The sequence below is a fragment of the Pseudaeromonas sp. HNCC25DJ180 genome (assembly GCF_055413345.1).
Genome location: NZ_JBVAYF010000010.1, coordinates 165,379 through 190,851 on the forward strand (window position 1 = coordinate 165,379; position 25,473 = coordinate 190,851).

Below are 25,473 nucleotides of genomic sequence, written 5' to 3' on the forward strand. Positions count from 1 at the left end.
TACATAGGGTAGGCAGTTGGCCTGCTCAGCTAAAATCGGAACGTCATGCCCACGTTGGCTTGCAGCTGGCCTATCAGATCACTCTGAATGTGAGCTGCACAGATGGCCGGGTTGCAGATAAACTGGCTGTCGCCGTTGAAGAACGTGCCGTAGCCACGCAGCTCTACCATCATGGCCAGATTGTCGCTCAGCTTAGGTTGCAAACCCAATGCTAACGACATGGAGGGTTTAGTTTCCGTATCATAGGCACTCAGGCGACTGAGCCCCAAGCCGAGACCGACATAGGGGTGAGCCATGTTGTCGGGGTAGACCAGAGCGCCGGTAAAGTGCAGATAGTCGATGCTCAGTTGCTCTCCGGTATCGGGGCTGAGGTCGCTTTTTTGATGGCTATAGAGAAAGCCCATTTGACCTGGGTCGTTGGTCTCTTTATCAACCATGATACCCCAAAGGTTACTCTCGTCGCTTTGCGCGTCAGAACCTGTTTCAGCGTCAAAGTGCATGGAGCTGCCGTATCCCGCAAAGGGGGTCACGCGCCAGGCGAGTTGCTGGGGCCCGGGGGCGCTTAGTGCCGCACTACTGAGGCTAATTAGCACACAGCCTAATAAGGCAGATTTAATGACATCGTCCATGAATGTGGCCTCGATACACAAAAGAGCTGATAGAGCAGCTATTTAATGACATTTTCTGGTGGCTTGTCATCTTGGAACCCATGAATTCTTGACTTTGGCAGCCATTTTTTCGTGAAAACCTCTTCGCTTGCTTAGGTTCGATAAAATGTTCAGCGGCTGTTCGGTTAGCAATTATAGCGTCATGCTCTATAGGGGGTGTTTTACGACGTCATAGCAACCGAAGCTTTGCCCCATTTTTGCTTGAACAAAGGCAATCACGTGATTTTTATGGTGGCTCATGCTAGCGTTTGCGATAGATGGAAAAGGTCGCGTAAGCGGTTTATCACATGGAGAGTTTCAGTACTATGTCACGGTCCCCCGGTTGGCAGTGGATAAGCCTAGTTATCTTATTGAGTCATTCCCGTTGTCTATATGCGCAGGACTCCTTTCTTAAGGAACAGGTTGACGCAGCCCTCTCTTTGATGACGTTTACTGTTACACCCGATGTGACAGCCAGTAACTTGTCGATAAATAGCCATGCCTCTGGCCCAACAGAGTTGATGCTGACTCAGTTGGGAGGGGGGGCCACCATGGATGATGAAGTGCCTATCTATCTGGAGGGCACCCTGGGCTTTTGCCGTTATGACCCCAAGTATGTGATGAACGAGGGGGGGGAGTCTCGCACCATACCCGCCAAGTGGAATACGCTCTCGGCATCGGGAGGGGTGGGGTGGGATTTTCCGCTTGCCAAGAATTGGGTTATACGCCCTATGGCTAATGTGTCGCTGGGTACAGTCATCAGTGATCTACGCGCCGCCGATTGGTATTTTGATCGCCAGCGCAGTAGCCCAGAGAGTGATTTCCTCGATAATGGTCGACTCAATGCCTACGGTTTAGGGGGCTCTTTGATGCTGGACTATGAGCTGTTTTCCCCTGTGCAGGATGTGGATGCGGAGCTGCGTTACTCCTATATTGCACTCAACAGTTTTGGGAGTACGGCTGATATCGTCAGCGGACAAGCCACGGCCGAGAATATCAATCTCTATCTGAGGCGCCGGGCGCCAACGGGTTGGGAGTTGTTGGAGCGTCCGGTCCGTTATGTGATGGAGGGAGCCAGAACGGAATATCTCGGAGATCAGCGCGGAGTGCTCGGGTTCAATGCTCTGAATTCCTTGGGCCTGGGCTTGGAACTCGACAGCAGTAAATACGATATCATCATCACCCGTACTCGTTTGGTGGGCCGTTATATGTTCGGTGATAACACACAAGGTTATTCAGTGGGGCTAGCCATTAGTTTTTAATTGCTCGCGGTGAGCCATGTGCTTGTCTTTATATGTTCATTGCTCGGTTATGAATGTCATTAATTTTTTTGGCAAAACCATTTTCAATATAATATGAATTTTGGCATTTTGTTGCTGGGTTTATTTATTGTAAGCCGTTGTGTTTCCTGTCACCTTGATTGCGCCATGATATAAATACATTGCATATTCATATCCGTGTTGCATGTCACTTTTTATTTGCGTCATCTGTCATATGTGTCAGTTGCTAATGGGCCTGAATTGATGGCTGAAATTCTATTTGTGAATATTTTGTGATCCCTTCTGCAGTTTCTTTTATTTTCCCCTAGCTACTCAGTCGAACATCCTAAGCTTCCTCTATCAAATACTGCTATTGGGAGGCAATTGCCCCCGGCGGGGAGGTCTCTGTGATTCGACTTGGCACATGCATGGCAATTTTCTTGGCTCTGATCGCAACGGCTCTGGACATCACTCCGCTCATCTTGGCGGGCCTGGCGGTGGCTTTGTCGCTGCAGCTATACGTCTTGTCTTTGGTCTGGATTCGAGGGCCTAGTGCTGACGATGATGTGTTTATCCCGCCTTTACCTGAGACAGTGGAGCAGTTGGAAAAAATGAGTGCCGAGGCCGAGGCGCTCCAGCGGCAACTCCCCCCTGTCTTCCTGGGCTGGCAGCGTCAGTTGCGAGTGGTTGGGGAGTTAGTGCAACAGAACATAGAAGCCTTGCTCTCCCCGTTTTCTCTGCTGATGGGGCGTATTCAGGAGGAAAACCAAACCAGTGCCACTTTGTTTGCTGAGCAGGGGGAGAGTCACTCCATTGCTCAGGTTCTCCAGCATACCCGCTTGCAACTGGAGCAGGTTATCTCCTCGTTTCATGGTGCAAATGTTTATAAGCAAGAGTTGCAACAGACGATTCGCCAACTGGGTTCCTATATGACGGAACTCAGAGATATGGCGGCCTCGGTACAGCACCTCGCTAGCCAAACCAATTTACTGGCCTTGAACGCAGCCATCGAGGCGGCGCGGGCTGGCGAAGCGGGGCGGGGTTTTGCCGTGGTAGCCGATGAGGTGCGACGTCTGTCAGGGCAGTCAGGAGAGACGGGGCGTGAAATTGATCAGAAGGTTGAGGCTGTTACCCAGGCTATCCGTGCCACCATCCATGCTGCTGATAATTTGGCTAAAACAGATGAGCAGAATCTGCAACTCCTGGATGGCACGACCCAGCAGGTGATCACTGAGCTAGGCAGTGAGATTGATTCGTTGCATGACGCTGGGTTGCGGCTACGGGAGCTCTCCTTGGCAAGTGAGGAGGCGATCAGTCAGATCATGGTCAAACTGCAATTTCAGGATAGGGTCAGCCAGATACTCGAGCATCTGGAGAGTGATCTGCACCAGGTGCAACAGGAGTTGCTGGAGATGGATACGCTAAGCTTTGACGCGGAGCGATGGGAACAGAGCTTCAAGCAGCGCTTTACTACACAGGAGGAGCGAGAAGGTCGTGTAGCTAAGCAGTCAGCTCCAGAGTCAGTCACCTTTTTCTAAAGGGCGGGATTGCTATGAGTAAAACCATTTTAATTGTGGATGATTCCCTTTCCATGCGTCAGTTGGTCAAGGCGGCTCTGAGCTCGGCTGGTTATATGGTTCTTGATGCCTGCGATGGTCAGGATGCCTTGAAAAAGCTGGTTGGTCAGCGGGTGAATCTCATCATCAGCGATGTAAATATGCCAAATATGGATGGCATCACCTTTTTAAAGACGCTCAAGAGCAAGCCAGAACATAAGTTCACGCCTGTGGTGATGCTGACTACAGAGAGCCAGGAAGAGAAAAAGCGGGAAGGCCAGGCGGCTGGTGCCCGAGCCTGGATTATCAAACCATTCCAACCGCCTCAGTTACTGGCTGCGGTCGAAAAACTCCTGCTGTGAGGTGGTTATGAGCATTGAACTCCAGCGTAGTGCTGACGGGGTACAAGGTCACTTTTCTGGTGCCGTGACCATCTATGAAGTCTCAGAGATCCAACGTCAGCTTAGCGACTCATGTACTAAAGAGGATGTATTAATCCTGAATTTAGCCGACGTCACCGAGCTGGATACCGCAGGATTACAACTGCTCATGGCACTGCGCCAACACTTAGGTCCTAAGCTGGTATTGCAGCAACACTCGCAAGCCGTGATTGAGATGTTGGATCTGTATCGGCTGGTGCCCTTCTTTGGCGATGTGATTGTTTTAAGCGATCACTAAGGAGCCTCTATGTTCAGTCAAGAGCAGTGGGGTCGGCTATTGGCCGATTTTCTGGAGGAGGCTCGCGAGCTGATCCAGCAAGCAGAAGCCGCGTTGTTGGCATTGGATGCGGGTGATGATCCTGAAGTGCTGAACAGCCTGTTTCGGGCTGTGCATACTCTTAAAGGCTCGGCGGGTCTGTTTGCCCTGGATGATTTTGTCGCCTTCACTCATCAACAAGAGAGTCTCATCATGCGGGTGCGGGATGCGGGACTCCATCTGGATAGAGAACAGGTTTCGGCTCTACTGCAGGGGTTGGATCTGCTACGTGCTGAGGTGATACATCTGAGTGACGGGGGGGCTCCCAACCCTTTACAGGCACAGCATCCTGAGCAGTATGCGCGCTTACAAGCCATGTTGCCTGCCACCCACTCCGGGCAGTTATGCGTAGAACCGACACCCACGGTCACGGTTGAACGGGAGCCTAGAGCGGAATGTGATGCCAGTTGGCATATCTCTTTGCGGTTTTCTCACGATATCTATCAGTTTGGTTTCGATCCGGCCTCTTTTCTACGTTATCTCGGCAAGCTGGGTGAGATCACTCATCTGCAGGTACTTTCCCATGGCCTGCCAGGGTGGTCAGAATTTCAAGCCGAACAGTGTTATCTGGGTCTGGAGTTGGATCTGCTCAGCAGTGCGACTAAGGACGACATCGCCTCTGTATTCGAATTTATTCAGGATCTTGCCCAGATCCGCATCTTGCCGCCGGAGAGTCGGACCCAAGATTACCTGCAGCTCATAGCCGAGCTACCCGAGGAGCAAGATCTGTTAGGTGAGATCCTGGTGCAGAGTGGCTTGCTGACCGCCAGGGAGTTGCAAGAGGGCTTAACTCTGCAGGCGGATAATCCGAGTGCGCCTAAACTGGGTAAGGTACTGGTCGACGAGGGCATGGTGCCCCATGCGGTAGTCGAGAAGGCACTGCAGAAGCAAGAGCTGATCCGGGAAAAGCGCCATGCCGAGAGCGCCTATCTTAAGGTGTCGGCTCATAAACTCGATGAACTCATCAACCTGGTTGGTGAGTTGGTCATCGCCGCTGCGGGTGGCGAGATGCTGGCTAAACGGCAGGCCGATAGCGAGCTGTTGGCCGCCGTTTCATCTATGAATCGTCATGTTGAGCAAATTCGCGAATCGGCACTGCGTCTGCGCATGGTGGAGATAGGGGAGACATTTTTGCGCTTTCAGCGCTTGATCCGGGATGTTAGCCAAGAGTTGGGTAAATCGATCCTCCTCAAGATTGATGGGGCAGAGACGGAACTGGATAAGTCTGTGGTGGAGCGGATCAGTGAACCCTTGACCCACCTGGTACGCAATGCGGTCGATCATGGCATCGAAACCGTAGCTGAACGCGAGGCTCAAGGTAAACCGCCTCAGGGCACGATTCGCCTCAATGCCTATCATGAGTCGGGCAGCATAGTGATCGAGGTGCACGATGATGGCAAGGGGTTGGATGCCGAACGCATCCGACAAAAAGCGATCAGCAAAGGGCTCATTGACGAGCATGCCATGTTGGATGAGAGCGCCCTCTATCAACTCATATTCGAGCCTGGCTTTTCCACAGCCGAAACTGTCAGCAGCCTTTCTGGTCGAGGGGTGGGCATGGATGTGGTGCGCCGCAATGTCGAGGCGCTACGCGGCACTATAGAGCTGGAGTCGCAACCAGGAGCCGGTTGCTGTGTGCGCCTCCGTTTACCGCTGACGCTAGCCATCATAGATGGCTTTCTGGTTAGTGTGGGGGACACCCCGCTGGTTATCCCGCTGGATATGGTCACCGAGTGCCTGGAGTCGGAGCAGCACTCTCAGGCTCTGACCTATGACTACCGCGAGTTAAGGGGGAGGCCGCTGCCGCTTATTAACCTGCGTCGACATTTTGATATTGAGGGGGCTAAGGCCAAACGGGAAAACATAGTGGTGGTCAGTCATGGCAAACATCAACTGGGCCTGGTTGTCGATCATCTGCTGGGTGAGCAACAAATTGTTATCAAGCCACTGGGCTCGATTTTTTCCCAACTGCGGGACATCAGCGGCTCCAGCATTTTGGGATCTGGGCAGGTGGCCCTGATCCTCGATATTCCGGGTATGTTGCAACGGATGCATGAGCAAGAGCAGGGCGCACGTCATCTTGACTCATAGCCAAAATAGGGAACGGGAGAATTAATATGAATATATTCAAAAACTTGCAACTTAAAACACAGTTGATTTTAGCTTTTATCTTGATGGCGATTGTGGCAGCGGCTGTGGGAACGGTCGGTTACATAAATATGCGTGAAATCAATAGCATGACCAACACCATATATAATTCTGACCTGTTAGGCTTGGATCAAGGGGCCAAGGCCAGACGCAGCTTCCTGGCGACTGGACGCTATTTACGCGGTGCCATGCTGGCTGACACCGAGGCGTTGCGGCAGAAACATCTCGATAGCTCGCGCCAGGCTCTTGCTGATATTAAAGAGGCTATTGATGCGGCCAGGCCAAAATTTGTTTCACCTGAAGGCAAGGCGCTGTTCACCGAATTTGATCGCATCTGGCCCCAGTACGAGCAGGGCATAGAAAAGATTGAGAAGATGTTGCTGGCGGAGCCACTGCGCGAGATGGTGGCGTCCAATGATTACCTGGAGGGAGACTTCGCCCCTGTCGTGGACGATATGATGACCCTGGTTGCCAAGATTGTAGATCAGAAACTCAGACGTTCAGCTGAACGGGCCAGTGCGGCTCAAGCCCTCTACGAGCAGAGCACCCTCATAATGTTCATTGCCATCGGGGTGGGTGTCGTGCTGGGTATTGGTCTGGGTCTCTTTATTGCCTATCGCATCGTCAACCAACTGGGTGGCGAGCCTGACTATGCCGTGGGTATCACGCGGCGGGTGGCGGCGGGTGAGCTGGATGTGGCCATCACCCTGGATGAGAACAACAAGAGCTCCCTGCTCTATGCCATCAAGGAGATGGTCGACAAATTGGGTCATACTCTGCGCGAGGTGCGCGGCTCGGCCGATGCGCTCTCCAGTGCCTCTGAACAGGTCAGTGCCACCTCTCAGGCTTTGAGCCAAGGGGCCAGTGAGCAAGCGGCTAGCGTAGAGGAGACGTCGGCCTCTATGGAGCAGATGTCGGCTTCTATCGCCCAAAACACCGAGAGTGCCAAGGTAACCAATGGCATCTCTTCCAAGGCGGCAACTGATGCTCAGCGCGGCGGCGAGGCGGTCAGGGAAACCGTCGCAGCCATGAAGAAAATAGCCGGTAAGATCAGCATCATAGATGACATCGCCTATCAGACTAACCTGCTGGCGCTCAATGCGGCCATTGAGGCCGCTCGAGCTGGCGATCATGGTAAGGGGTTTGCCGTGGTGGCAGCCGAAGTGCGTAAGCTGGCCGAGCGCAGCCAGGTCGCGGCTCAAGAGATAGGGGAAGTTGCGACCAACAGTGTCTCATTGGCCGAACAGGCCGGACACCTCTTTGAGCAACTGGTACCGGATATTCAGCGTACCTCAGATCTGGTGCAAGAGATCACCGCGGCCTCCCAGGAGCAGAGCGTAGGGGTGGGTCAGATCAATGTGGCCATGAATCAGCTTAATCAGATCACCCAGCAAAGTGCTTCCTCTTCTGAAGAGCTGGCAGCCACGGCTGAAGAGATGAATGCTCAGGCGGCTCAGCTCATCGAATTGGTTAGTTACTTCAAGGTGGGAGGGGAAGGCTCTCATGCGCCCGCCCGTGGTCGGGCGCCCGTGGGCAAGAGTGCTCAGCATAATGGCAGTCGCGCACCTTTGACCTCGCAGTTCAGCGCTGAGACTAGCGATGGCAGCTTTGTGCAGTTTTAGGAGGTAAACATGAATGAACTCATGACGTTATCTCCTATTGCGGAGAGAGGGGAGCGGGGGGCGGGGCAAAACCTCTCTTTCCACTGCATGAATGTAGCGCTGGCGCTGCCGATCAATCGAGTCCGAGAGATCATTGAGTACGGCAATCTGACCGCTGTGCCCATGATGCCCTCCTATGTGTTGGGCGTGATTAACCTGCGCGGTAATGTGGTGCCAGTGGTGGATCTCTCGGCACGCTTTGGGGCGGGTCCTACGGCCATTAGCAAACGCACTTGCATTATCATTCTGGAACTCCCTGGGTGTGTGGAGTCGGCCCTGGTGGGGCTGGTGGTGGATGCCGTCGATGAGGTGTTGGATGTGGATCAGGGGCAGATTGAGCCCCCTCCCAGCTTTGGTACCGCCATTCGTAGCGACTTCATTCTGGGCATGGCTCGCCGTGAGCATGGATTTCTCATCATACTGCGTGTGGATAAATTGCTGGATCTGGATGCGTTACGGCCGGATGCAGTCTTGCTGGAGCCAGCGGTTGTGGAGTAACTGCATATGGATCTCCCAGGATTGGAAGATCAGGATTTCCTGGTCATTAGGGAACTGATGAGTCGCATCTCCGGAATCAATATTGCCCCCCACAAGAGACAGCTGGTGGAGGGGCGTTTGATGAAGCGGCTACGCGAGCTCTCGTGTGACACCTTCAGTGAGTATGTTCAGTTGTTACAGGCTCCCACCCAAGAGGAGGAGCGGCGACTGGCGGTGGATTTGCTGACTACCAACGAGACTTTTTTCTTTCGTGAAGAGGGGCACTTTCACTATCTGAGGCGTTGGATGGAGGGACATCAAGGCTTACCGCTGCGGATCTGGAGTGCGGCCTGTTCTTCGGGGGAGGAGATCTTCTCTCTGGCCATGTTGCTGCAGGAGGTTAGGCCTGCTGGTGGCTGGGAATTGATGGGCTCCGATCTCTGTCGGCATGTACTGGCCAAGGCTCAGCAGGGGATTTACCCCTTGAGTCGGGCAAAGGGGATCCCAGAGGAGTGGCTGAAGCGCTATTGTCTCAAGGGGGTTGGGCAGCATGATGGGTATTTGCAGGTGGCGTCGAGTTTGCGCAGTCGGGTGCAGTTTCGTTGCATCAACTTGAATGAGCCGCTACCCCAGGAGATGGGTATGTTTGATGTTATTTTTTTACGCAACATCCTCATCTACTTTGACATGCCCGCCAAACAGGCGATCTTGACGCGCATTGCCCACCACCTTAAGCCCAACGGGCTGCTCTTTATTGGTCATTCGGAGAGCCTGCAGGGGCTGTCTTTACCTTTTGTCGCTTGCGACTCCGCTGTTTATTGTCGATCACCATGAGTGGCCCCTTTCTTGTTCCTGGTGATTATTACTTTGGGGTGCCTGAATATGCCATCACCACCCTCCTTGGCTCTTGTGTCTCGTTAGTGGCCTGGCACCCAGAGCGGCGCTTGACCCTGGTCAGTCATGTGATTCTGCCACAAGCCCCTGAGGGTGCCAGTGGTTGGGATCCGCGTTATGCCGATGTAATGCTAGAGCGCTGGCTCGCTGATCTGCGTGTGGTGCGAGCTTTTCCGGTTGAGTTCCGGTTGGGGTTATTTGGCGGGAGCTCCCGTTTTTTTGCCCAGGATGACTATCAGCGCAGCATAGGCTATCGCAATGTAGAGCAGGTGCGATGGTTGGTCGATAGGCTTGGTGTGTCACTGTGCTGTGAGGATTCGGGTGGCAATTACCATCGTAAATTGGTGGTAGATGGCCAACTCGGTCGCTATGGCATCCAACTCTTGGGGCATCCCAAGCGTCTGACAATGGAGATAGCTGAATGGTAGCCAAAATTCGGGTGTTCGTGATTGACGACTCTGCGTTGGTGCGCCAATTCATGACAGAGGTGGTGACGAGTCAGGGTGATATGCAGTTAATAGGGACGGCGTCTGATCCGATTGCCGCCTTACCTAAACTCCAGCAAAACTGGCCTGATGTGATAGTGCTGGATGTGGAGATGCCGCGGATGGATGGCATCACCTTCTTGCGTCAGTTGATGAGCACTCATCCGGTTCCCGTTGTCATCTGTTCATCGCTGACCGAGGCGGGTGCGGCGTTGACGCTGGAGGCGCTGGCGGCAGGAGCGGTGGCGGTATTTGCCAAGGCCAAGCTGGGTGTTCGACAACATTTGGAAACCATTGCCGGTGAGCTGGTGCGCGCCGTGCGTGAGGCGAGCTGCGCACGCACGGCGCGCTTGCCCATGCCTGCGCCAGGTGGCGTCCCAACCTTGAGTGTGCCCCCTCATCCAGCCCGAGGCGTGACCCATACTACGGATCGGGTGGTGGCCATTGGCACCTCAACCGGTGGCACCTTGGCGCTGGAGCAGGTACTGACGGCATTGCCGGCCAACTCACCCGGTATTGTCATAGTGCAGCATATGCCGGAAAAGTTTACCGCCGCTTTTGCCGAACGGCTGAATAGTCTGTGTGCCATAGAAGTGCGAGAGGCGAAACAAGGGGATCGCATCCTGGATGGGGTGGCCCTCATAGCTCCGGGAGGATTACATACTCAGGTCTGTCGTAGTGGCGCTCACTACTATGTCGATGTGGGCGATGGCCCCGCCGTGAATCGGCATAAGCCATCGGTGGATGTGCTGTTTCGCTCGGTGGCCAAGGCGGCGGGTCCCAATGCATTAGGGATCATCATGACCGGCATGGGGGATGATGGGGCGCGTGGCCTGTTGGCGATGCGTGAGACCGGGGCCCATACCCTGGCTCAGGATGAGGCCAGCTGTGTGGTATTTGGTATGCCTAAAGAAGCCATCAAGTTGGGGGCGGCCGATGCCATTTACCCCCTGATGCAGTTTCCCGGTGAAATATTAAGTTTTGCCAAGCACACCAAGGTGGATCTTCCGACCCACTGAGTTTTACGGGTGGCTCACCGCCTTGGCTTCTCAACCAGGACCCTGATGGGTAGAGAGCGCCGTCTTGGCCTGTTGTCTCGCCTGCTGCTTGGAGAACAGCTGGCGATAGGCCACATAGTATTTCACTATGTTGCGCACATATCTTACCGGCTCCATACCTAACTCTTTGCCGACCACCACCTCGACTTGACCGAACCAGCGATTGGGGTCACGCCCCTGTTGGCTCGCCTCATTTCGCATCCTGTTAATGGCGGTCGGTCCGGCATTGTAGGCGGCAAACGAGAACAGGGCTTGATTCATCTGGTCTATCCGGGCGTCGGCAAAATAGTCATCGTGTAACTGACGTAGATATTTGACGCCAGCATGAATGTTTGGCTCCAGCTCCCGAATATCACCTACCTGCATGGCCTTGCCTGTGGCGGGCATCAGTTGCATCACGCCTATGGCTCCCGCCTTGGATGTCAGTTGCTGATCCAGGCGCGACTCCTGATAGCCCTGGGCCAGCAGCATAAGATGATCAAACTGATAGTCGCTGGCGAAACGCCGAAATAGGCTATGGGCTCGCTCCACCTTGTGCCATTCCGCCACATCGACCGCAGAGCCCAAGCGCGCTATGCGTTGCTGATACTCGGCAAATTTGAGCTCTACCAGATGATTCTTTTTCACATCCAGCTTAAAGCCCTGGAGCAATTGGGCTAGTTGTGGACTCTGTTTGCGAATGGCCCAGCCCACCTGCGCATCCTGACGCAGTATCACGTTGGCGTGCAGTCGGATATTGGGATAGACGGGCTGCCAGAGCTTGGCTTTCCACTCGTCTATGATGGCATAGTCAATGAGGCCGGCATCCAGCATCTCCAGCAGGTCTTCATCTTCCAGCGCTTCGGGTACCAGGAGTGCTTCGGCCCGGGGGCGGCCAGCTCGCAGCAAGCGGCTATTGAGTTTTTCTATGCTATTGAAATAACTACTGGAGTGGCGCACTGCCAGCATATGTGTGGCCAGATCGCGCTCGTCCTCAATCGGTGGTGCGCTCCGTCCACAGACCAGTATCTCCTTTTGCGTGAGGCCATTATAGGTCACGAAGTCGACCAGTTGCTGACGCTGGGGCGTCACGGTTAGATTACCCACGGCTACATCGCCTAATCCTTGGGCGACACCAGAGAGCAACTTATCTCGCTCCACAGGTATCGCCAACACGCTGATGGGTTGGTGCCCCGTTTTTAGTTTGCGGTTGATATAGCGCTCCAGCTCGGCCAGCAGATCGGCGCTGATGCCGCGAGTGCGGCCGTTGTCGAGATAGAAAAAGGTGCGACCATAGGGAACTAACACCCGTAGCACGTGCCGTTTGCGGATCTGGGGCCAGTCACCTAGCAGAGGTTGCTGCAGCTTACCCCAGAAGGCAGGAATAGCCTCGGCCCGTTGTGCTACGTCGACATCTGACGCTGTTTCAGCCAGCGCCTGCTTGGTGGCGTCGGCAACCAGCTGTGCAAATTCCTGATCACTCTCATCGCGGCCTGTCGACCATTGCCAGAGCGTGCCCATGGCACCCAGCAAACAGGCTGCACCTAACAATACTACCCAACGCTTACGCCACATAACCCACTATCCTTGTGCTGAGCCATCCCAGTTATTCGCTAAGCCTAATGCTCTCTTTACCAGAGATAGCCGATCCCCACGCCACCGGACCATTGGTTGCTATCGCCACGTTCGGTCACGATTGGGCTGGCAGCAGCATCGCCGATCAGATGCTGGCAAAAGAGTCCGGCACCGACCATCCACTGCTCAGAGACTCGCCACATCACAGCGGGCCAGATGTAGACCTGGCGAAAACCGGCTTCGGCCTCGAATTGGGAGAGGCCGCTGGCGGCAGAGGCCGCCTCATCTATGCTGAAGTATTGTTGCATGAAGTCGCTATCGGACCAGGTGGTGCCGCCGCCTAGGCCGACAAATAGGGTACGGCTCAATGGAACCCAGATGCTGGCATAGGGGGTGAGTGAGCTGCCTTCGGTTTGGCCGACCACGCTGGTGGTTGCCAGCATGCCGGTGCGCACCCGATAGGGGATCCCTTCGGTATTCAGATAGTGCCAGCCAACGAAGCCGCCCGCTTCCAGACCCATGCCAAACTCTGGTAGGGTGGCGATCACGGGATCTTCAACCTCACTGCGTCCCAGGCGCACGTTCAACACCGGACCCGCTTCCCAATGAGTATCGTCGACTAGGTTCATGCCAAAATAGGGGCCATACCACTCGACAAATCGCCCCTCTTCCAAGGCGATGCGTGCACCGGGTACCGCACCCGCAATGCTGTCCCGCGAACCATACCATTCAGTGGTCACCCCGGCGCCAACGCCAAAGAAGTTAGGCACCACATCATCCAGTGAGATACCGCCGGCCTCTGCCGACGAGTGACCGAGCAGCAGTACCAGAGAGGCCGCCACTGCATATCCCTTTGTTCGCATCGCACACTCCTTGTTAAGCGTCACCAAACGGGCCCACTGTAATCAAAGCCGGGGGTGACATCCAGAATTAACTGATAACGAATAGAGATGACATGTGACTCTGTTTTCTGGTTGTTTGGTGCCATTTGTTGCTAGTTTGTGAATGAACTATGCTGTTATATGCCAGCAGTGGCTGGCGGGTCTGATGGATTTGGCTCACTCACGCCATGAATTGAATAACCGGTGAGTGAATTGATAAAAAGGGAATGGGTATGCTGAACACCATAAGAGTCGGGATGCGATTATATATTCTGGTGGGCTTCATGTCGGCCCTGCTGCTCGTCATTGGCTATCTGGGGTTAAACAGTGCCCAGCAATCAAATCAGGCACTCGATGCTGTTTATAGAGATCGGGTTATACCCTTAAAAGATTTGAAAATGATTGCCGATATGTATGCGGTGAATATTGTCGATACGTCCCATAAGGTTCGTAGTGGTGCGCTGACCTGGGAGGCCGGGCAGCAAAATGTCGAGGCGGCCCTCGGTGTGATCAATCAAAAATGGAATGCTTATTTAGCCACCACTCTGGTGGCGGAAGAGCAGCAGGTTATTGATAAGATCCGGCCTCTCATGGTGACAGCATCAGCCAGTGTCGAGAGGCTTTCTGCCATTCTGCGCGCCAAAGAGGGTGAGGCTTTATCTAAATTTGTCAGCTCCGAACTCTATCCCGCCATTGATCCTGTCTCCAGCGAGTTCAGTGAGCTGGTGGATATTCAGCTCAAGGTGGCAAAACAGCAATATCATGCGAGTGAGCTGACATATGAACAAGCCAAGCTGATCTCCATCGCCTCTATCGTGCTGGGAGTCATACTGGCGGCCATTATTGGTTTAATCATTGCCCGCTCCATCACACTGCCGCTGGCCGTTGGGGTGGCTGCGGTCAACCGTCTGGCCCAGGGGGATCTGACTGTCGAGATCGAGGTGACGGGCAGCGATGAAACCGCACAATTGCTGGCGGCAATGAAGAAAATGACCGACAGCCTGCGCGCCATGGTGCACAACTTATCCGGCACCTCAGCACATGTGGCCAGTGCGGCCAGTGAGTTGCGAGCCATCTCGGAGAGTATTGCCACCGGGGCGGAAGAGGTGGCGGGCCAAGCCGGTGACGTGGCCACGGCCGGGGAGGAGATGACGGCCACCTCCAACGCCATTGCCCAGAATTGCCAGATGGCGGCCGATGTAGCGCAACAGGCCTATCAGACCGCCAGTAACGGGGCTAAGGTCGTTGAACGTACCGTTTCCGCCATGGGGCAGATTGCGGCTAAAGTTCAGGAGTCTGCCAAGACGATAGAAAGCCTGGGAACTCGTTCCGATCAGATCGGTGACATCGTAGGCACCATAGAGAACATTGCCGCGCAGACCAATTTGCTGGCACTCAATGCGGCCATCGAGGCTGCCCGAGCCGGGGAGCAGGGGCGTGGTTTTGCTGTGGTGGCCGATGAGGTGCGCGCCTTGGCTGAACGCACGGCGCGTTCGACCAAAGAGATAGGTGAGATGATCAAGGCCATTCAACTTGAAACCCAGGGCGCCGTGGTGCTTATGGAGCAGGGTGTGGTACAGGTCGAGGCGGGAACCCTGGAAGCGAGTCGTTCTGGCGATGCGTTGCGGGATATTCTGGAGCAGGTCAATGCCGTCTCCATGCAGGTGAGTCAGATCGCCACGGCTGCAGAAGAGCAGACGGTCGTTACTGGAGAAATCTCCGGCAACATGCAGCAGATCACCGATGTGGTGCAACAAACCTCGCAAGGAGCGCATGAGTCTGCGGCAGCGGCGGTGCAACTGGATGCCAGCGCCGAAGAGTTGCAGCGCCTGGTGAGGCAATTCAAGGTGTGAGGCTATGCTCTGCTCTGCTGATTGCCAGCTGGTGAGCGCTCTCTTGACGGCATCCTGAGTCCCAGGATGCCGTTCGTTTATGGTGGCTGATATGAGCGCGCATCGGCTGGTTGTCAGGGGCGTGTCGCCATACGGCACGCTGGCAGCCTAACAGCGGCATGGCGAGGAGGGCGAAACCGGCGCTGCCATAAGAAGGTGGTGGCGGGCCCCAGTATTGCCAGAGGCTACCCTTCGAGCAAGCCTATGCTTCTTAGCTAGCACCCAGTGACAAGATGAGAAAGAGCGGCAACAGGCTATGCACCCACTCGGAGGAGAGAACCATGAAGAGGCTGATGAAGCAAATGGCTCGGATGGCGCCAGCCAGGCTCCCAACCTATCGAAGGGAAAGTGAACGCCCAGATAATCCCGTGACCAACTCACCACAGCCCACTTAACAGTATGGTGCCACCTAACCTGCGTAAGGAGGAGAGGATCAGGCTCAGACCCAGGGTAAAAAACACGTAGCATGATCACTGGGAAAGGGAGGCTGCAGCTTGATGGGCGTAACGCAAGCTGCATTGACTGGGGTTGCTCAGGCTGTTACGACCTACCTGGATTCTGCTCGGGAGCAAACCCCATCAGATTCGGAGCCGGCACCAACCAGGCCAAGACCTTACATGCTAGCTTCTCATCATCGGCTATCTATGACTGCATCGCTCATAGGCGTCCTGATTGGGATTGCAAGATTCGCGGCAGATTCTCCTCAATCCAGTCGGCCAGCCCCTCTACCCGCTGAGCTACTTCCAGCCCGAGCGGCGTCAGACTGTACTCCACATGAGGCGGCACCACAGGGTAGGCGGTGCGCAATACAAAACCATCCCCCTCCAGCCATTGCAGGGTCTGAGCCAGCATCTTTTCGCTGACGCCCCCTATCTTGCGGCGCAGATCGCTGAATCTGTGGGTGCCACCCAGCAGAGCGACCAGCACCAGTACCCCCCAGCGGCTGGTGACATGCTTTAGCACTTCGCGGGAGGGACACTTTTCAGAAAACAGCACGCCACGCCGCATCAATTCTGCGAGCGGCAATGCTGGGGGAGAGGCTAAATCTGGATGATCATTCATTTCATACTTACCTTTTTGTGTGTACTTACAAAAAGTATGTTAGGGGATTATTGTCTCTGTGCTGATTCAATAACTCAAGGAGCTTTTCTATGATCGTTGTGACTGGTGCTTCTGGCCAACTGGGCCGTCTGGTGATCCACTCCCTGCTCAAGCGCATTCCGGCCAGCCAGATAGTGGCGGCGGTGCGTAATCCGGCCAGCGTGGCCGATCTGGCTCAACTGGGAGTTCAAGTGCGTCAGGCGGACTATAACCAACCGGCCTCGCTGATCACCGCCTTTGCCGGGGCGAAAAAGCTGCTGCTGATCTCCAGCAACGAAGTAGGCCAGCGGGTGGCTCAGCATGCTGCCGTAATCACTGCCGCCAAACAGGCGGGGGTGGAGCTGCTGGCGTATACCAGTTTGCTGCATGCCGATAGCTCACCGCTGGGCTTGGCAGCCGAGCATCAGCAGACCGAACCGCTGATCCGCGACTCAGGGTTGGCTCATGTAATATTGCGTAATGGCTGGTATACCGAAAACTATCTGGCGGCCATCCCCGCTGCCCTGGCTCATGGTGTCCTGTTGGGCAGTGTCGGCGAGGGACGAATCGCTTCGGCGGCGCGGGCGGATTATGCCGAAGCCGCTGCCGTGGTGCTGACGACTACCCAGCCCGCCAACGTCATCTATGAACTGGCTGGCGATGAGGCCTATACCCTGAGTCAACTGGCTGCCGAAGTGAGCAGGGTCTCTGGCAAGAGCGTGGTCTACCAGGATCTGCCCGAAGCTGACTATCGCGCCGCCCTGCTGGGTGTTGGCTTGCCGGAAGGGTTGGCCAGCTTGCTGGCTGACTCGGATAGGGGCGCCAGTCAAGACTGGTTGTTTGATGATAGCCACCAACTTAGCCAGCTTATCGCTCGCCCCACCACAGCATGGCGCAGCCTGGTGGCCGAGGCCGTCAAAGGCTAGGACCACGGCTTATTCTCACCCTGACTCACAATGGCATGCGGTTATCGGATGAACATGCTGGCTTGGCATAACTCCAAATAAAAAGGAGACCCCACCCCTGTGGTTGGGCCTCCTCTTCTGGACGTTTTACCCCTTGCGGCTGTGGTAGAGCGGCTGATCCGATTGTGCCTGTTCGGCCCAGAAGTGAATATTGAATCGGGCATCTTCGGAGAGTTCTACCCTGTGCCAGTATTGGGGTGGGCTGGTGGCAAACTGACCGGCGTGGATCACCAGGGTCACCTCGGGCTCTTCGGCTTGTTCGTCGGCAAAACCATAGTAAGTGACAGTCCCCTCCATCACGCAGAGCTGTCCGAATACACCGGCCGCCGTATTGTGATGGCTGAGCAGGGCTTGAGGCACGTCATCGCGGGTAAAGAAAGGGGTAGAGCGACGAACGACCCAGTGAGCAGGAATTAATTGTAGTGACATAGTAGTTACCTCTTGGGGTGACACTCGAGCCTAGTGCCCAAGTTCAAATAGTAATCCATTTATGTAAATCAATTTATCGTGACAGTTGGCGCAGTAGTGGGAAGGCGGCACTCATCTGATCGCCCCCGACCACGAAGCCGCATAACTCGCCGGTTTCTCCCCTAGCCTCGGCCACCAATCCCTGTTGATTCCAGCGACACTGCCAGGTCAGATCCTCGCCCCGGGTGCGGCCGGCCAGCTGTAGCGGATAGAGGGGCGTCTTCACCTTCACCAGCATGGGCGGCAGGGTCAGCGCCGTGGGCGAGCCGAGCAGGGTCTTGGCCAGGGCATTGGCGCCCAGCAGGATAGGTTGCAAAAAGGGGAGCAATTGCCCCTGCCACTCGGCGCAATCGCCCAGGGCATAGATATGTGGATCCGAGCTGCGTAACCCGGCATCCACCTGAATACCCCGCCCCACACTCAATCCGGCGGCCTGAGCCAACTGCACATTGGGCTTGAGGCCGATGGCGGAAATAACCAGATCCTGCTCGCTTTGAGCCCCATCACTCAAGGTCACCCGGCAGCCAGCCTCAGTCCGCTGCGGGTCGAGGGCGGCTATGTCGCGGATCCCCTGACCCAGCTTCAGCTGCACGCCCTGAGCCAGCAGCGCCTGATGTAGCGGTTGGCTTAACATGGCCGGTAGCAGGCTACTGAGCGGGCTGCTGGCCAGATCGACCAGGGTCACCTGACGTTCACTACTGGCCATGTCCATCGTCAACTCGCAACCGATGAGGCCTGCCCCCAGCACCATGATGCGACGGGCTCGCTGGATCCGCTCCTCGGCGGTGGCAAACTCCTCCAAGCTGTTGAGGGTCACCAGCTGTTCCGCGCCCGGTATGGCCGGACGCACTGCCATGGCCCCGGTTGCCAGCACCAGCTGACCATAGCCGAACTCCCCCTGTGCGGTCAGCACGGTGCGCCGGGCGGCATCTATGCCCATTACCGGAGAGTGAGGCTGCAGGGTGATGCGCTGCTGCGCGGCAAATTCGGCACCGCTTTGGCGCCTCATGGCGGCGGCTGTGCTACCCCGGCTCACTACATGGCTCAAGTCCGGCTTGTTGTACTCATCGCCGCTGTCGGCTGTGATGAGGCGTATGGGCTGATGGGCATCCAGCTTGCGCAGACTCTTGATGAGTTGCTGGGCGGCAAAGCCACTGCCGATCACCACGATTTCCTGCTGGGCTGCCGAGTCGATAGAAACCGAATCGATAGAAGCGTTATGGATTTCTGCGTGATTCATTACTTGGCCTCCCCGGTGCAGGGTTCGAATACCTCTTTGCCGATGCCGCACCCTGGGCAGAGGAAGCTCTCCGGCACCTGGCTCCAGGGGGTACCGGGTGCTACCAGCTGATCCGGCTCGCCGAGCGCCGGATCGTAGATCCACTGGCAAACGGTGCAGATCATGCTCTGATCATCATCCATCGCCGAACTGGTCGGTGCGGTAATGCAGGACAGCGGATCTGCGGCCACAGCGGGCATCATCTCGGTGGCCTCGTGGGCGGATAGGGCGGAGACAGGAGCAGGAGCGAGCGGGTGCAGAGCCCACTGCCGGGCAATCTGACGGCCATGCTCGCGGCACTCGGCCAGCGCTGAGCCATCCGGTCGCCACTTGGCCTTCAGAGAGAGGCTGATATCAAAACCGGCGTCCATCAGACGGGTCTGGATGCGGTCCACCGCGCCACCGGTCCAGCCATAGCTGCCAAAGGCGGCCGCACGCTTGTTGCGAAACCGCAGGCCGGTGATCTCCTCGAGCATGCCGGCCACCTTGGGCATCATGACGTTGTTCATGGTGGAAGAGCCCACCAGTATTCCCTTGGAGCGGAACACCTGAGTCAGGATCTCGTTCTTGTCGTGACGGGAGACGTTGTAGATCTTCACCGCCACGCCTGGGTCCACCTCATGGATCCCCTGGGCGATGGCATCGGCCATCATGCGGGTGTTGTTGGACATGGAGTCGTAAAACAGGGTGATGCGATCCTCCTGATAGTGGTCGGCCCACTCCAGGTATTTGAGAATGATCTGGGTCGGGTTGTCGCGCCAGACGATACCGTGGGCGGTGGCAACCATGCTCACAGGCAGGTTGAACCCCAGCACCTCCTTGATCTTGGCGGTGACCAGCGGGCTAAACGGGGTGAGGATATTGGCGTAGTAGCGCAGGCACTGCTCCATCAACTCGGTCTGATCCACTTCGTCGTTGAACAGCCGCTCGTCGCAATAGTGCTGGCCGAAGGCGTCGTTGGAGAAGAGCACCGCATCTTCGGTCATGTAGGTCATCATGCTGTCGGGCCAGTGCAGCATGGGAGTTTCGATAAACACCAGCTGCTTGCCGTTGCCGATATCCAGGCTCTCACCGGTCTTGACCGGGTGGAAGTTCCACTCCGGGTGGTGGTGATGACCTGTGATGGAGTCGATGGCGTTCTGGGTGCAATAGATGGGCGTACCCGGGATGCGGGCCATCAGCTCGGTCAGGGCGCCGGCGTGATCCTCTTCGGCGTGGTTGATCACCACATAGTCGATGCAGGCCAGATCGATCTCGGCCGCCAGGTTCTGTACGAATTCGCGACTGAACTTATGATCCACCGTATCGATCAGCACGTTCTTCTCTTCGCGAATGAGGTAGCTATTGTAGCTGGTGCCCTTCAGGGTCTTGTATTCGGTACCGTGAAAGTCGCGGACTTCCCAATCCCGTTGGCCGACCCAGTGAATGTTGTTTTTAACGTGAATAGTCATGAATAGGTTCCTCAAAATGCAAGCGCGAATATTTACCTGAACCAACTACTGCACTTGCCATGCCAACTCATAACCTACTGTTTTTATTCTATATTAAATTCATTGATTGTGATTTTGACAATCATTGACTATAGTCAAAAGCACAATGCTATTGTCATTTGGACAATTATCATGATCTCCACCGACAGCCTGGCGCGCATCGCCCTTGATCTGCAACTGGGCATCTCCCATCAGGACAGGTTTCACCGTCTGATCCAGAGCGTGCGCAGCCTGTTGTGCTCCGATGCCTCGGCCCTGCTGCGCTATGAAGGAGGGCAATTTATCCCGCTGGCTATAGATGGTCTGATGCAGGATGTACTCGGTCGCCGCTTCCGGCTGGCGGACCACCCCCGCATGGAGGCCATAGCCCGGGCGGGGGATGTGGTGCGTTTCCCCGCCGATAGCCACTTGCCGGATCCCTATGACGGCCTGATCCCGGATCACCGCGACTTCAAGGTCCATGCCTGCGTCGGCCTGCCACTCTTCTCGGATCAGACGCTGATTGGTGCCCTGACTATCGACGGTATGAACCCGAGCCAGTTCGACGGCATCAGCGATGAGGAGTTGCGGCTGGTGGGGGCGCTGGCGGCGGCCGCCCTTAACAATGCCCTGCTACTGGAGCGGCTCGCCCGCCAGAGCAGCGAGCCGCTGGCTCCCTCGACCCAGACCGGGCCCGGGCAGCCGGAGATGATTGGTCACTCGCCCGCCATGGCCCAGCTGCGCCACGAAATCGCCGTGGTGGCCAGCTCTGAGCTCAACGTGCTGATCCTGGGCGAGACCGGGGTTGGCAAGGAGCTGATCGCCAAGGCGGTGCACCAGGGCTCGCCACGGGCGGCGCAACCTCTGGTCTATCTCAACTGCGCCGCTTTACCGGAGTCGGTGGCAGAGAGCGAGCTGTTCGGTCATGTGAAGGGCGCCTTCACCGGTGCCATTCACAACCGGGCGGGCAAGTTCGAGCTGGCCGACAAGGGCACCCTGTTTCTGGACGAGATCGGCGAGTTGTCTCTGCCGTTGCAAGCCAAGCTGCTGCGGGTATTGCAGTACGGTGATCTGCAGCGGATTGGCGATGACACCCCGCTCAAGGTCAATGTGCGCATCCTGGCTGCCACCAACCGGGATCTGAAACAGGCGGTGGTCGAGGGGGCGTTCCGGGCCGATCTCTACCACAGACTGAGTGTGTTTCCGATCCATGCCCCGGCGCTGCGGGAGCGCGCCGATGATATACCGCTGCTGGCCGGCTACTTTTGCGAACGCTGCCGGGTCAGCCTGGGTCTGGAGCGCCTGGCCATCCAGCCCCAGGCATTACAACTGCTCAGCCGCTACGACTGGCCGGGTAATGTCCGCGAGCTGGAGCACGCCATCCACAGGGCTGCCGTGCTGGCCCGAGCCGAGCAAGGGAGCCAGACGCCGATCCTGGGGTGTCACCACTTCAACCTGGCGTCATCCCCCCCTGCTGCTGCCTCACCCCGCCCGAGCGTGGAGTTGGCTCAGACCCAGATAGCCACCAGCATGGGGCTGCGCGCCGCCACGGATGCATTCCAGCTCAAGTTGATCGAGCAGACCCTCGCCGCCCAGGAGGGGAACTGGGCCGCCACGGCTCGGGCCCTGCAGATGGACAGCGGCAATCTGCACCGACTCGCCAAACGGCTCGGGCTAAGGGATTGATATGCGATCGGCAACAAGGTGGCGTGTTCTGGTGAGCATCGGAGAGGGCTTTTAAACCAAGAAGGCAAAAAGGACACCCCTCCGTTGCTGGATGGGTGTCCTTTTCTGGAATGCTGTTTTGGGGATGAGAGTTACAAACGATGCAGGGCGCAGATCTTGTTGCCAGCCGGATCCAGTAGATAGCCAAGATACAACTCACCAATGGTGCCTTGACGGACTCCGGGCGGATTTTCACAGCTCACCCCGCCATGGGCGATACCGGCGGCATGCCAGGCCTCCACTTCCTCGACGCTCTTGGCATTAAAGCCAATGGTGCTGCCATTGCCCTTGCTAGCCGCGTTACCGTCTATGGGTTTGGTGATGGCAAAGACGCCGGTAGAGGTGAAGTAAAAGCAGCGCCCCTTGGGATCCATCACACCGGGGGCATGGCCCAGGGTCCCCAAAATGGCATCGTAAAATTGTTTGGATTGCTCGATATCGTTGGCCCCGAGCATAACGTGACTGAACATAACGATGGCTCCTGCTGGTAGGGAAAACAGCCCCTGTTATAACCCGTTGCCGTTGTCACGTCGCCCGCTTTTTGGCTCTCTGTTTGGTATGGGAATTGGGGCGTGGAGTCGTGTTCGGCTTGGCGGAACAGTGCTTTCTCCATAACGGCTATTCTGTTTTTCATTCGAAATGTTGGCGTGGGATGTCCTCTTCGGCTTAATTCCGGGGGTTTAGCGGCTGCTGAGCTGGTGCCACTCCGAGGCGTACCCATGGTCAGTGCAGCCTGTTGCGACAAGTCCTGCGCCTTGCCGCTAGTGTGTGTTTAACAAGAGATACTCTTTTCCCTCCTTGCTCTGCAGCTTGTCAGCTGTCAGGTAATAGACGGGGGTATGCTGGATCTCACTGCTCGCCGCCTGGCCGCGATGCGCCAGCATCAGCAGCCTGACTCCCTGATAGCCCATCTGGTAGGGTTGTTGCAATACCAGGCCTTGCAGTTCTCCTTGCTGCAGGGCATTGAATTGATAGCGGCTGTAGTCAAAGCCGATATGCACCAGCTTGCCAATTTTTCCGCACTTTTTCAGCTCGGCGATGGCAGCCAGGGTGGTCATCTCGTTAGGAGTAAAAATGCCATCAAGTGCTTCATGGTGCTGAGCCAGAAAGAGGCTGATCTGTTTGCGTATTGGCGCGACGCTGGTGCCCACATAGGGGCCCTCGATCAGGGTCAGGGGGGAGCGGTTGATCTCGTCAATAAAGCCTTGCTCCCGCTCATCGGTGGAGACCAACCCCTTCTGCAGTCGCAACAGGGTGACACTCCCCTTATCATGAAGCAGCTTGCGCATCTCCTTGGCTGCCAGCATACCGGCCTCGTAGTTATTGGTGGTCAGCTTGGTATGCACCGGGCCCAGCTTCATATCCCGATCGATCAGTACCACCGGCAGATGTCGGGCATAAAATTGCTCGAGATGGACCCGTTGCTGCTCAGAGTTAGGGGCCAGCACCAGACCGATACACTGTTTGCGGAAGGCCTCGTCAATGAGCTCGCCCTGAGCCTGGATGTCGGATTCATCATGCAGGTAGCGAAAGAAGATGCGGACTCCCAGGTCTTCACCCGCCTGCAGCGCGCCACGCTCTGTAGCACGCCAGAAATTTTGCCCCGAGCCTGCGACCACCACGGCAATACACTCCTTGGCCGGGGCAGTGAGGGTGATGGCGTAAAGCAGCAAGCCTGATAGCAGCTGAATTATTCTCTTGTACCCCATACCTCTAACCCCACAGCAAGCATGTTGGTATTAAGTATAGAAAAGCTTTTCAAAGCGTAGCGGTTCTCTACTGCCGATGCTTGGCAGCGGATGCCGAATCGATTGAACCTGGCTACCGGCATTGCCAGAGTGGGAAGTGATAGGGCTGTGCGAAAAAGCGAAACGAAAAGGGCTCCCCCTCATCGCTGGATGGGTGTCCCTTACGGTCTCCATTTACAGAATTTTATCCTGATAACTAGCGATTGATGACGGGTAAAATTTGGCAATTAACAGCAAATTAAGCTGAATTTATACGCAGAGATGCTCCTTTGCTGTCAATCACATTGCACATTAACCCAATGAGATAAGATTAAGCCGTTATAATGTTATCTAGTTGAGGATGCAAATTTTGATTGGTATGGACTTTTGAGATTAGGTCGGGAGCTATATTTTCTCGTATTAATTGCCGCCGCGATTTTTTCCGTTTCCGCGCCTATTTATGTCAGCATTTATATGGCAAAAAAATTAGGCCTTGAAATTGAATCTCGTCGTGTGCTTGGCTACGCTCGCGACGTTGTTAACCGCTCAGAAACAACGGCAACGCAAGTGGATCGCAGCATTGCCACGTTGCTTGCTACTGAAAAATCAGATCCCTGCTCTGCGCAACATCTGGATATCATGTCATCGTTGGATCTTTCATCTAGCTATATTCAAGCATTAGGATACGTCCATAATAATGAAATGATCTGTTCATCCCTAAAAAATACGCAATCGCCTTTGTTGCTTGGACCCGTAGACTATGTCAGCTCCCGAGGTGTACGAGTACGAATAAATGTTAGTTTTCCATTTGCATCTGGTTCTAAATTTACAATTGTTGAAAAGAAAAAATATGCAGCCATTTTGAATAAAGAGCTGTTTATTGATGCAACCGCAGATGAGGATGATAGAACTCTTGGTTTATTCAATTTTAATTCTCATAAATTCATTTCTCATCGGGGTCAGGTAAAAGACAGGGCGGGAGCATACTTCGTTTGTTTTTCGTCCATCAGGCGTACGACGTTAAAAATCTCGGAGAAAAATGATTTTTCCTGCTGAGTTATGAAATATAGCGCGCCATTTTTGAGTAAAAAACATTCAAAATCAAAGTATGCTCCCGCCCTGAGGTAAAAGAGGAGTGGATTCCAGCTCAACAGTCGCCAAACGAGCTAACATTTCATGATGGAGATTATGTAGTAGCCGTTGTACGCTCGCGCCGGTATGAATTTGGTGCGATCGCTGCTCTTCCCAAAAAATACGTTGAACAAAAAACAGCTGATTTATTGACAGTCATTTTTCCGCTTGGCATAACAGTTAGCATTCTGATGGCAATCATTATTTCGTTCTTGGCATACAAGCAGCGTAGTTTGCCATCAGCTATCCGTTCTGGACTGAAGCGTAAAGAGTTTTTTTTAGAATATCAGCCCGTGGTTGAGTTGAAAACCAGGCGATGGATTGGTGCTGAGGTGTTAATTCGTTGGCGGAGAAGTAATGG

The 25,473-nt window shown here is 55.3% G+C and carries 24 protein-coding genes; 15 read left to right on the top strand and 9 right to left on the bottom strand.

The window, feature by feature from the left end; translation table 11 throughout:
• Nucleotides 1-29: 29 nt before the first annotated feature.
• On the bottom strand, nt 30-629 hold the full coding sequence (locus ACZYTD_RS11055; protein WP_463892034.1) for an outer membrane beta-barrel protein: 600 nt from the start codon (nt 627-629) through the stop codon (nt 30-32).
• Between the two features lie 344 nt (nt 630-973).
• On the opposite strand from ACZYTD_RS11055, the gene ACZYTD_RS11060 reads away from it, so the two are divergent.
• The 10 genes from ACZYTD_RS11060 (at nt 974) to ACZYTD_RS11105 (ending at nt 10,902) form a co-directional block, all read left to right on the top strand.
• Nucleotides 974-1,909, top strand: coding sequence for an autotransporter domain-containing protein (locus tag ACZYTD_RS11060; RefSeq protein WP_463892036.1), 936 nt, complete (start codon nt 974-976; stop codon nt 1,907-1,909).
• A 425-nt stretch (nt 1,910-2,334) separates the two neighbouring features.
• Nucleotides 2,335-3,444 carry a methyl-accepting chemotaxis protein gene (locus tag ACZYTD_RS11065; protein WP_463892038.1) on the top strand — a complete coding sequence of 370 codons (1,110 nt, stop codon included), beginning with the start codon at nt 2,335-2,337 and terminating at the stop codon, nt 3,442-3,444.
• A gap of 14 nt (nt 3,445-3,458) precedes the next feature.
• Nucleotides 3,459-3,824 carry a response regulator gene (locus ACZYTD_RS11070; RefSeq protein ID WP_463892040.1) on the top strand — a complete coding sequence of 122 codons (366 nt, stop codon included), beginning with the start codon at nt 3,459-3,461 and terminating at the stop codon, nt 3,822-3,824.
• 7 nt (nt 3,825-3,831) lie between these two features.
• Complete coding sequence (locus ACZYTD_RS11075) at nt 3,832-4,140, top strand: STAS domain-containing protein (RefSeq protein WP_463892042.1); 309 nt, start codon at nt 3,832-3,834, stop codon at nt 4,138-4,140.
• Between the two features lie 9 nt (nt 4,141-4,149).
• Complete coding sequence (locus tag ACZYTD_RS11080; protein ID WP_463892044.1) at nt 4,150-6,309, top strand: chemotaxis protein CheA; 2,160 nt, start codon at nt 4,150-4,152, stop codon at nt 6,307-6,309.
• Between the two features lie 26 nt (nt 6,310-6,335).
• Nucleotides 6,336-7,988: a methyl-accepting chemotaxis protein gene (locus ACZYTD_RS11085; RefSeq protein ID WP_463892045.1), complete on the top strand. Its 1,653-nt coding sequence runs from the start codon at nt 6,336-6,338 to the stop codon at nt 7,986-7,988.
• 9 nt (nt 7,989-7,997) lie between these two features.
• Nucleotides 7,998-8,525: a chemotaxis protein CheW gene (locus tag ACZYTD_RS11090; protein ID WP_463892047.1), complete on the top strand. Its 528-nt coding sequence runs from the start codon at nt 7,998-8,000 to the stop codon at nt 8,523-8,525.
• A gap of 6 nt (nt 8,526-8,531) precedes the next feature.
• Complete coding sequence (locus ACZYTD_RS11095) at nt 8,532-9,338, top strand: CheR family methyltransferase (RefSeq protein ID WP_463892049.1); 807 nt, start codon at nt 8,532-8,534, stop codon at nt 9,336-9,338.
• Nucleotides 9,335-9,826, top strand: a complete 492-nt coding sequence (locus ACZYTD_RS11100; protein ID WP_463892051.1) for a chemotaxis protein CheD — start codon at nt 9,335-9,337, stop codon at nt 9,824-9,826. The genes ACZYTD_RS11095 and ACZYTD_RS11100 overlap by 4 nt, the downstream gene beginning before the upstream one ends.
• Nucleotides 9,820-10,902, top strand: a complete 1,083-nt coding sequence (locus ACZYTD_RS11105) for a protein-glutamate methylesterase/protein-glutamine glutaminase (protein WP_463892053.1) — start codon at nt 9,820-9,822, stop codon at nt 10,900-10,902. Before ACZYTD_RS11100 ends, ACZYTD_RS11105 begins: the two co-directional genes overlap by 7 nt.
• 30 nt (nt 10,903-10,932) lie before the next feature.
• Here ACZYTD_RS11105 and ACZYTD_RS11110 read toward each other — a convergent pair whose 3' ends face one another.
• Both ACZYTD_RS11110 and ACZYTD_RS11115 read right to left on the bottom strand, forming a co-directional pair.
• Complete coding sequence (locus tag ACZYTD_RS11110) at nt 10,933-12,495, bottom strand: MltF family protein (protein WP_463892055.1); 1,563 nt, start codon at nt 12,493-12,495, stop codon at nt 10,933-10,935.
• Nucleotides 12,496-12,551: 56 nt separating this feature from the next.
• Complete coding sequence (locus ACZYTD_RS11115) at nt 12,552-13,358, bottom strand: MipA/OmpV family protein (RefSeq protein ID WP_463892057.1); 807 nt, start codon at nt 13,356-13,358, stop codon at nt 12,552-12,554.
• Nucleotides 13,359-13,609: 251 nt separating this feature from the next.
• On the opposite strand from ACZYTD_RS11115, the gene ACZYTD_RS11120 reads away from it, so the two are divergent.
• On the top strand, nt 13,610-15,229 hold the full coding sequence (locus tag ACZYTD_RS11120) for a methyl-accepting chemotaxis protein (protein WP_463892059.1): 1,620 nt from the start codon (nt 13,610-13,612) through the stop codon (nt 15,227-15,229).
• Nucleotides 15,230-15,925: 696 nt separating this feature from the next.
• Here the strand turns inward: ACZYTD_RS11120 and ACZYTD_RS11125 are convergent.
• Nucleotides 15,926-16,330, bottom strand: a complete 405-nt coding sequence (locus ACZYTD_RS11125; protein WP_463892061.1) for a winged helix-turn-helix transcriptional regulator — start codon at nt 16,328-16,330, stop codon at nt 15,926-15,928.
• Between the two features lie 89 nt (nt 16,331-16,419).
• On the opposite strand from ACZYTD_RS11125, the gene ACZYTD_RS11130 reads away from it, so the two are divergent.
• The gene (locus tag ACZYTD_RS11130) at nt 16,420-17,274 is read left to right on the top strand and encodes an SDR family oxidoreductase (protein WP_463892063.1); all 855 of its coding nucleotides are present in this window, start codon (nt 16,420-16,422) and stop codon (nt 17,272-17,274) included.
• Nucleotides 17,275-17,400: 126 nt separating this feature from the next.
• Here ACZYTD_RS11130 and ACZYTD_RS11135 read toward each other — a convergent pair whose 3' ends face one another.
• The 3 genes from ACZYTD_RS11135 to norV form a co-directional block, all read right to left on the bottom strand.
• On the bottom strand, nt 17,401-17,742 hold the full coding sequence (locus ACZYTD_RS11135; RefSeq protein WP_463892064.1) for a TehB family protein: 342 nt from the start codon (nt 17,740-17,742) through the stop codon (nt 17,401-17,403).
• A gap of 73 nt (nt 17,743-17,815) precedes the next feature.
• Nucleotides 17,816-19,021 (bottom strand): NADH:flavorubredoxin reductase NorW, encoded by a 1,206-nt coding sequence (norW, locus tag ACZYTD_RS11140; protein ID WP_463892065.1) that lies wholly within the window; start codon nt 19,019-19,021, stop codon nt 17,816-17,818.
• On the bottom strand, nt 19,021-20,511 hold the full coding sequence (gene norV, locus ACZYTD_RS11145; RefSeq protein ID WP_463892067.1) for an anaerobic nitric oxide reductase flavorubredoxin: 1,491 nt from the start codon (nt 20,509-20,511) through the stop codon (nt 19,021-19,023). The genes norW and norV overlap by 1 nt, the downstream gene beginning before the upstream one ends.
• A gap of 171 nt (nt 20,512-20,682) precedes the next feature.
• Between norV and norR the strand changes: the two genes are divergently transcribed.
• The gene (gene norR / locus ACZYTD_RS11150; protein WP_463892069.1) at nt 20,683-22,215 is read left to right on the top strand and encodes a nitric oxide reductase transcriptional regulator NorR; all 1,533 of its coding nucleotides are present in this window, start codon (nt 20,683-20,685) and stop codon (nt 22,213-22,215) included.
• A gap of 131 nt (nt 22,216-22,346) precedes the next feature.
• Here norR and ACZYTD_RS11155 read toward each other — a convergent pair whose 3' ends face one another.
• On the bottom strand, nt 22,347-22,724 hold the full coding sequence (locus ACZYTD_RS11155; protein WP_463892070.1) for a VOC family protein: 378 nt from the start codon (nt 22,722-22,724) through the stop codon (nt 22,347-22,349).
• Between the two features lie 291 nt (nt 22,725-23,015).
• On the bottom strand, nt 23,016-23,963 hold the full coding sequence (locus tag ACZYTD_RS11160; RefSeq protein ID WP_463892072.1) for a substrate-binding domain-containing protein: 948 nt from the start codon (nt 23,961-23,963) through the stop codon (nt 23,016-23,018).
• Nucleotides 23,964-24,455: 492 nt separating this feature from the next.
• Here ACZYTD_RS11160 and ACZYTD_RS11165 point away from each other — a divergent pair, with 492 nt between their 5' ends.
• The gene (locus ACZYTD_RS11165; protein ID WP_463892074.1) at nt 24,456-25,037 is read left to right on the top strand and encodes a CSS-motif domain-containing protein; all 582 of its coding nucleotides are present in this window, start codon (nt 24,456-24,458) and stop codon (nt 25,035-25,037) included.
• Between the two features lie 266 nt (nt 25,038-25,303).
• The coding region (locus ACZYTD_RS11170) for an EAL domain-containing protein (protein WP_463892084.1) at nt 25,304-25,473 on the top strand (170 nt) is incomplete at its 3' end.